Raw genomic sequence first — 6238 nt, 5'->3', positions numbered from 1 at the left:
GGGCGGGGGGGGGGGCCGGCGCCGCGCCGCCCCCCCCCACCCCCCCGTCCGTACATCACCGCACCGCTCAGTAGCGCAGCCGTGCGAGATAGCGGTAGCTGCGCAGCGCCGTCAGGAACGGATCGGCCGGTGTGTCGTGCTCCACCAGCCACTGCCGTACGCCCCCGGACCGCGCCGTGCCGAACATCGCAGGGAAGTCCAGCACACCGGAGCCGACGTCCTCGAACCCGCCCTCGGGCGTCATGTCCTTCACATGCAGCGCGGGGAACCGTCCGGGGTGGGTCACGAAGAGCCGGCGCGGATCGTCACCGCCCTTCGACGCCCAGAACACGTCCAGTTCGAAGCCCACCAGCTCCGGATCGGTCTCCTTGAGCAGGATGCGGTACAGGCTCTCCCCGTCGACGGTGGCGTGGTCGCCGTCGTGATTGTGGAAGAGCACCTTGAGCCCGGCGCGGCGCGCGAGCAGCCCCGCCGCGTTGAACTGCCGTGCCGCCTCCCGGTATCCGGCCGGTGAGTGCATCGTGGTGGGCAGGCTGGGCACCACGATCCACCGGCCGCCGAGTGTACGGACGTCCTCGACGGCCTGCGGCAGACCGCTGCCGGTGACCGTGGGGTAGGCGACGTGTTCGAGCACCGCGCGCAGCCCGGTGGCGTCCAGCATCGAGCGGATCGCCGCCGCGCTGTGGCCGTGCCGGCCGCTGACCCCGACCGTCGCGTAGCCGATCCGCGCCAGACGCTCCAGTGTCCCGGGGAAGTCCGAGGCCAGCGGGGTGCGCATGGTGTACAGATGCATGCCGATCGCGGACGGCGGGAGCCGCCGGCGCCGCCATCCGTGTCCGGCGGCGCTCGCGCTGCCCGTACCGCCCAGCGCGACGGCCGTACCCGCCGCCGCGCCGAGGAACGCCCGTCTTCCGGTGACGGCGGCGCCGATGTGCCCGCTCTGGTCGCTGCGGCTCATCCCACTCCCCTCTCAGCGTGCGTCGACACGGACCGCACCGGTCGTCGTGTCGCCGCGGTCGTCGGTGACGGTCAGCCGCGCCGTGTAGGCGCCCGCCCGGGCGTACGTGTGCGTGGCGCTCGGGCCCTCCGGACCCGCGGGCTTGGAGTTGTCGCCGTAGTCCCAGTGGTACGAGGCGATGGTGCGCCCGGACAACGGCTCGACCTTCGAAGTGAGTTGGAAGGTGAGGGGCGTCGAGCCGTCCGACGGGGCCGCCCGGGCCGTCACCTTCGTGGCCGGTTTCTTCTCGACTCCGGAGCCGTTGAAGTGCAGCCAGTCCACCGCGAGCAGATCCGGACCCTGCTCGGTCCAGGCGGGGTTGGTGAAGACGGCGTACAGCTTCACCGTCCGCCCGGGGTCGACGAGGTCGGTGGTGGGGGAGACGATGTTGCCGTAGCCGCCGGTGACGGGGACGGTGACCTTGCCCAGCAGCGGACCGGTGGGGGAGTCCGCGCGGAACTCGATGTCGCCGCCGATGCCGCCCGAGGACGCGCCGACCGTCACCGAACCGATGCCCTTCAGCGACACCGGGTCGAAGGCGATCCAGTCGCCGTCCTCGATCTCGCCGAGCCGCTTGCCGCCCGAGGAGTCGGCGCGGTCCACGGCCTCCGCCCCGCCGTGCGCGCCGCCGGTCGAGGTGCGGTGCTCGGCCTCGCGGAAGGCGGTGCGCAGGGTCAGCGAGGCCGACCCGGTGAGGGCGGGCACACCGCCCGCGCCGCCCAGGTCCTCGTAGCGCGCGGTGATCCCGTAGTACAGGTTCTGTCCTGGACCGTGACTGTCCCCGGCGTCGGTGACGATCTCGCCCGCGCAGCCGGTGTAGTTGTCCAGCGGATGGAGGTGGCTGTCATGGCCGAGCTGGGACTGGACGACCACCCGTGAGCAGTCGATCCTGCCGCCCCGGCCGGTCTTCCCGTCCTCCCGGTCCGTGACCTTCACGGTGAAGGGGATGGTGTCGCCGAAGCGGAAGATCCCGCCGTCCGGGGGCTGTTGGATCGTCACCACCGGCCGGGTGTTGCCGACGGTGATCTCCTGGACCGAGAGCCCGGTCAGCCCGCCCGGTCCGGTGACGGTGAGCCGGGCGGTGAACCGCCCCTTGTCCCGGTACACATGGGTCGGGTTGGCCTCCGTCGAGTCGGTGGTTCCGTCCCCGTCGAAGTCCCAGGCGTAGCGCACCGGTTGGCCGCCGGGCAGACCGGAACCCGCGCTGGAGAACGCGACGGTGAGCGGCGCCGCCCCGGTGTCCGGGGTCGCGGCCGACCTGGCCTCGGGCAGCCGGTCGTCGCCCACATGGTCGATACGGTAGATGCCGGAGCCCTCGTTGCTGCCGCCCCGGCCCGTGCCGCTGCCGAGCCCGAAGTCGATGACGTACAGGGCGCCGTCGGGTCCGAAGTCCGCGTCGAAGGGCTGGTTCCACTTCATGTCGCCGAAGACGCCGTTGATGGACTGGAGATCACCGGCCTTCACCGGCGGGAACCGCGGATCGGTGAACGTCTGGTCCTTCTCCTGGAACGAGAGGGTCTTGAACCAGGTCCTGGTCAGCTCGTAGACCAGCCACTTCCCCTCGAAGTACGCGGGGAACTTCGACGGGTAGGCGTTGTCGGGGTCGTAGTCGTAGACGGGGCCGCTCATCGGCGCCCCGCCGCCCGTGCCCAGTTCGGGGAAGTCGGCCGAGGCGGAGTAGGCGTACCAGACCGTCGCCGGTGCGGCGGGCGGCAGTTCGCGCAGACCGGTGTTGTTCGGCGAGTCGTTGACCAGGTTCGCGCAGTCGAACTTCGGACCCGGGGTGTTGGTGGTGAAGTCGTAGTCGTTGAAGGGGGTGTTGGCGCCGACACAGTACGGCCAGCCGTAGTTGCCCGCCCGGGTGATCCGGTTGTACTCGACGGTGCCCTCGGGCCCCCGGTTGCCGACGGCGGCGCGCGCGTCGGGCCCGTAGTCGCCCACCAGCAGCGCCCCGCTGCCCGGGTCGGTGGTGATACGGAACGGGTTGCGCAGGCCCATCGCGTAGATCTCGGGACGGGTGAGTTCCGTACCCGGGGCGAACAGGTTCCCCTCGGGAACGGTGTACGTGCCGTCGTCCCGCGGTGTGATCCGCAGGACCTTGCCGCGCAGGTCGTTGGTGTTGCCGGCCGTCCCCTGGGCGTCCCAGGCGCGGCGCCCGGCGCGCTCGTCGATCGGCGTGAAGCCGTCGGAGGCGAACGGGTCGGTGTTGTCGCCGGTCGCGACGTACAGGTCCCCGTCCTTGTCGAAGGCGATCGACCCGGCCATGTGCGAGTTGGCCCGGCCCTCGCCGCGCAGGGTCGGGACGGTGAGCAGCCGTTTCTCGGAGGCGGGGTCGACGGTGTCGCCCGTGACCGTGAAGCGCGACAGGTTGAGCTGTTTCTCGTTCTTGTCGGAGTGCAGCAGGTAGAGCCAGTGGTTCGCCGCGAAGTCCGGGTCGAGGGCCAGCCCGAGGAGGCCGTCGGACTGGCTCGTCATCTCGGGGGTGTACGCGAAGTCCAGCGCGGTCGAGACCCGGAGCGACTCCTGGTCGATCACCTTGAGCTTGCCGGTGCGTTCGATGAAGAAGACCCGGCGGTCGGGGGCCACGGCCAGCTCGAAGGGGTCGGCGAGGTCGCTGGTGACCAGCGGGGTGCGCTGGAAGGCGCCCGTGCGGGTGGCGGTGCAGTCGCCGGGGGCGTTGCCCGCCGCCCACTGGATGCCGCCGAGCAGGTGCGAGAGGAAGGCGTCCTCCTCGAACGAGGCCGCGTCATGCCCGCCGGCGGTGAACCAGGAGCGTCCGCCGTCGTAGTTCTGGCACCAGGACCACGGATGGTCGACGCCCTCGTCCAGGCCGTCGATCCCGTCCCTCACCTTGATCTGGGCGAGGGTGTGCACCTTCCCCGTCGGGTTGGTCCGCCAGTTGTACCACTCCTCCGTACGCTCCCAGAGCTGCGGAAGGTCACGGGTCGAGGGGTGTGTCCGGTCGAGTACCTTCACCCGGCCGGTCTGGACGGCCGGGTGCTTGTCGAAGACCGCGCCGACCAGCCCCTCGTACCAGCTCCAGTCACGCTCGCTCGCGGAGGCGGAGTGCAGTCCGACCCAGCCCCCGCCCCCGCGCACGAACCCCTGGAGGGCGGCCCGTTGGGCCCCGTCCAGCAGATCGCCGCTCTCCGGCGTGGAGTTGGTGTTGTTGAAGACGATGGCCTGGAAGCGGGACAGGTTCTCCTCGGTGAAGGCGGTGGCGTCCGAGGTGGCCTCCACATCGAAGCCGTTCTCGCTGCCGAGTCGCTCAACAGCCTTGATACCGGCGGGAATCGAGTCGTGCTCGAAGTTGGTGACCTTGGAGAAGACCAGTACGCGGAACGGCGCCGCCTCGGCCCGGGGCGGGGCGGCCACCCCGGCACCGAGGACAAGGGCGAGTAACGCGGTGATCACAAGGAAGGGCGACGAAGCTCTCATGGGCGCTCCCGGTGCTGGTTGGGCCGGCGGGTTGGAAAGCGCTTTCAGGAGTACGCCGCACAGCGTAGGTCCCCGTATCACGAGGAGGCAATGGGTCGGAAGAGCCTTCTGCGACAGGGGAGTTGGGACGGACCTGGCTCCGCCGGCGGGCGTACGGCGGAGCCGGGTCCGTCCCGCCGGGTCAGGCGGCGTCCAGCTCCGCCACCTCGGCCGGGGTGAGGACGAGATCGGCCGCCGCCGCAGAGTCCACGGCGGTCTCCGGACGGCTCGACCCCGGAATCGGCACCACCGTGGGCGACTTGGCCAGCATCCAGGCCAGGCACACCCGCTGCGGACTCACCCCGTGCGCCTCGGCGATCCGGGCGAACGGGGCGTACGAGGAGCCGAGTTCACCCGCGTTCTTGATACCGCCGAACGGGCTCCACGGCAGGAAGGCGATACCCAGCTCGGCACAGAGTTCCAGCTCCGGCTCGCTGGACCGGAAGGCGGGCGAGAACTGGTTCTGTACGGAGACCAGCCGGCCGCCCAGGATCTCGTCGGCCGCCCTGATCTGCTCCGGATTCGCGTTGGAGATGCCCGCCTGCCGGATCTTGCCCTCGTCCAGCAGATCACGCAGGGCGCCGACCGACTCCTCGTACGGCACCTTCGGGTCGGGCCGGTGGAACTGGTACAGCCCGATCGCCTCCACCCCGAGCCGGCCGAGCGACGCCTCACAGGCGCGCTTCAGATACTCGGGGGAGCCGTCCAGCGTCCAGGAACCGTCGCCGGGGCGCAGATGTCCGCCCTTCGTGGCGACCAGGACCTCGGATCCGCGCGGGTGCGAGGCGAGGGCCTTGGCGATCAGGGTCTCGTTGTGACCGACGTCGGTGGCGAGCAGATGGTAGGCGTCGGCCGTGTCGATCAGGGTCACTCCGGCGTCCAGCGCGGCGTGCAGAGTGGCGAGGGAACGGGCCTCGTCGGGCCGGCCCTCGATCGACATCGGCATGGCGCCCAGGCCGATCGCGCTGACGTCGACGGTTCCGATGCGGCGGGTCTTCATGGTGGTGGCACACCTTTCGTGCTCCGGGGAACGAGCTGCCGGTTTCCCCCAGCCTCGCCGCTGATCGTCGGCGCGTCCAACAGAACGGGACGAATTCTCCGTCGCGTTCGCCACGGCGAAGGTCGCCCGGGGCGGGGGCGGCTCCGTACGGAACACGGCGGGAGGCCCGCTGCTCAGGGACGCTCCAGCCACCCCCGGACGAAGGCCGCCTGCCCCACATGCTGGAGATCGTCGGAGACGACGCTGACCAGCCGCACCCCCAGGGTCACCGCCGGGGTCCACCCCTCGTCGACGACCCGCGCGAGATCCGCGTCCTTGAGCGTGCCGAGATACGCGACCGTCCGGTCGTGGACGGCGTCGTGGTACCCGGCGAGCAGCTCCGCCGTGACACCGCCGAGCTTCGCCACGTCCTTGGCGGAGTGCCCGTACCCGGTCGCACCGGCCCGGAACGACAGCCCGAACCGCCCGTGCCAGTCCTCCGCCGTCCACACCTGCTCCGTACCGGCGGCGTCGGCGATGTGGTCGTCCTGGACCCGGGTGAGGTGCCAGACGAGCCAGGCGATCGAATTCGCCCCGTCGTCGATCCGTACCTCCAGCTCGTCGGGGGAGAGCCCGTCGACCACCTCGTGGACGGTCTCCCGGATACGCCCGAAGGCGTCGACGAGCAGATCCGCGCTCGCGGTGGCCGGGGTGTCGGTCATGGTCGGCTCCCTTGCTCCTCGGCCCGGACCGGATCCCTCCGCCCGGTCCGCTCCGGTGGGGTT

The 6238-nt window shown here is 71.0% G+C and carries 4 protein-coding genes; all 4 read right to left on the bottom strand.

Features of this window, described 5'->3' with window-relative positions:
• Positions 1-67 precede the first annotated feature (67 nt).
• Positions 68-958 carry a sugar phosphate isomerase/epimerase family protein gene (locus ACFXPK_RS26915; protein WP_385079424.1) on the bottom strand — a complete coding sequence of 297 codons (891 nt, stop codon included), beginning with the start codon at positions 956-958 and terminating at the stop codon, positions 68-70.
• Positions 959-970: 12 nt separating this feature from the next.
• Positions 971-4435: a ThuA domain-containing protein gene (locus ACFXPK_RS26910; RefSeq protein ID WP_385079421.1), complete on the bottom strand. Its 3465-nt coding sequence runs from the start codon at positions 4433-4435 to the stop codon at positions 971-973.
• A 181-nt stretch (positions 4436-4616) separates the two neighbouring features.
• A complete protein-coding gene (locus tag ACFXPK_RS26905) occupies positions 4617-5474 on the bottom strand; it encodes an aldo/keto reductase (RefSeq protein ID WP_384995081.1) in 858 nt (285 codons plus the stop codon).
• A 173-nt stretch (positions 5475-5647) separates the two neighbouring features.
• The gene (locus tag ACFXPK_RS26900; RefSeq protein WP_385079417.1) at positions 5648-6175 is read right to left on the bottom strand and encodes a DinB family protein; all 528 of its coding nucleotides are present in this window, start codon (positions 6173-6175) and stop codon (positions 5648-5650) included.
• Positions 6176-6238: the final 63 nt, after the last annotated feature.

Source organism: Streptomyces sp. NPDC059142, from assembly GCF_042755665.1.
GTDB lineage: Bacteria > Actinomycetota > Actinomycetes > Streptomycetales > Streptomycetaceae > Streptomyces.
Note: the sequence above shows the minus strand (reverse complement) of the source record. Positions and strands in the feature narration are given on the sequence as shown.

Coding starts and splice junctions, on each gene's coding strand:
- ACFXPK_RS26905 (WP_384995081.1), bottom strand. CDS start 5,474: ATGAAGACCCGCCGCATCGGAACCGTCGACGTCAGCGCGATCGGCCTG.
- ACFXPK_RS26900 (WP_385079417.1), bottom strand. CDS start 6,175: ATGACCGACACCCCGGCCACCGCGAGCGCGGATCTGCTCGTCGACGCC.
- ACFXPK_RS26915 (WP_385079424.1), bottom strand. CDS start 958: ATGAGCCGCAGCGACCAGAGCGGGCACATCGGCGCCGCCGTCACCGGA.
- ACFXPK_RS26910 (WP_385079421.1), bottom strand. CDS start 4,435: ATGAGAGCTTCGTCGCCCTTCCTTGTGATCACCGCGTTACTCGCCCTT.